At 63.3% G+C, this 1,383-nt stretch carries 2 protein-coding genes; one reads left to right on the top strand and one right to left on the bottom strand.

The window, feature by feature from the left end; genetic code table 11:
* On the bottom strand, positions 1 to 178 hold a 178-nt coding region (locus HP546_RS30245; RefSeq protein ID WP_172233545.1), incomplete at its 3' end, for a UvrD-helicase domain-containing protein.
* 253 nt (positions 179 to 431) lie between these two features.
* Between HP546_RS30245 and HP546_RS30240 the strand changes: the two genes are divergently transcribed.
* The coding region (locus tag HP546_RS30240; protein ID WP_172233542.1) for a GGDEF domain-containing protein at positions 432 to 1,383 on the top strand (952 nt) is incomplete at its 3' end.

Below are 1,383 nucleotides of genomic sequence, written 5' to 3'. Positions count from 1 at the left end.
CCTTGTTGGTGAAGGTCATCGCCACGATGTACTGGGCGCGGATGCCGCAGTTCTGGATGAGGTGGGCAATCTTGCGTGTGATCACGCTGGTCTTGCCCGAACCTGCACCGGCGAGCACCAAAAGAGGGCCGCCGACGTAGTCACGGGCTTCCTGCTGCCGGGGATTGAGTCGGGACATGCTAGAAACCGGGGGTCGCCAGAAAATAGCCGCGCATTCTAACAGGCATGTGGCGGTTGTGGCGTGACCGTCTGACGTGTGAGTCAAATATGTAAACGGGATTTGCCGGGCGGCGCAGTTTCGCGCAGGATGCACGACAAAATACGTCGGGCTGCTACGCCCTGAAAACATGTATAAAAGTGAAAATCATTTTCATTTAATACAGTAGCATACCCGCCAGATCTCGTTGCACCGTGAAGCCTAAGGAGCCCGCTTGTCCACGCCTGTCGAACCTTTGCGTTTGCTGCTGTTGGCTGATGAGCCGGATTGGACAGCTTTGCTGCACGCGTGCATGCCTGCCCTGAATGGCAGCGCCGTGCTGCTCACGGCACCGAACTGGGAGGCGGTCGATAGCCTGTTCAGCCATGACCGCCAGGCCGTGATACTGGCAACCCCTGCCATGCAGCCAGCGCCGGGGCGCTGCGAGCTGCCGACCATCCTGCTGCTGGAGGATGAGCCCGAAACGGCGCCCAGTGGTGCCAGCGACTGGCTGGTCCGTGATCAGCTCAATAGCGATAACCTGCGCCGCTCGTTACGCCATGTGCGCGAGCGGGGTGTGCTGGTGGCCACCTTGCAGCGCCTGGCCGAACAAGATCCGCTGACCGGCATTGCCAACCGCCAGGGTTTTCAGGCACTGCTGACCGCGCGCCTGGCCGAAAACGAGGGGCGCGGCATTGCCCTCGGCCACCTCGACCTGGACAACTTTCGCCACGTCAACGACGCCCTTGGCCACCAGAGTGGCGACCGGCTGATCTTGCAGGTGGTTGCACGCCTGAAGCATCAGTTGGAGGCGGGCGACCAGCTGGCGCGGCTGGGCAGCGACGAGTTTGCCCTGCTGATCGACACCCGCCGCGACGCCAACCGCGCCGAATGGATGGCCGAACGCATCGTCGAGGCCCTGGCCGAACCTTACTGGGTCGATGGCGAAAGCCTGCTGCTGGGCTGCAGCCTGGGCCTGGCCCACGCCCGCGCGCAGGGTGGCGCCGACCCGCTGATGTGGCACGCGCACATCGCCATGCGCCAGGCCAAGGGCAGCCAGGGCTGCACCTTCCATGTGTTCAACGAGCGCATCAACCGTAATGCGCGCAGCCTCGCCGACCTGGAAAGCGAACTGCGCCGTGCCTTGCGCCGGGATGAACTGGAGCTGCACTACCAGCCGCGGCTGA

This window comes from Pseudomonas sp. CM25 (genome assembly GCF_013179705.1).
Classification (GTDB): Bacteria; Pseudomonadota; Gammaproteobacteria; order Pseudomonadales; family Pseudomonadaceae; genus Aquipseudomonas.
The sequence above is the reverse complement of the archived record's forward strand: the minus strand, read 5'-3'. Positions and strand labels throughout refer to the sequence as shown.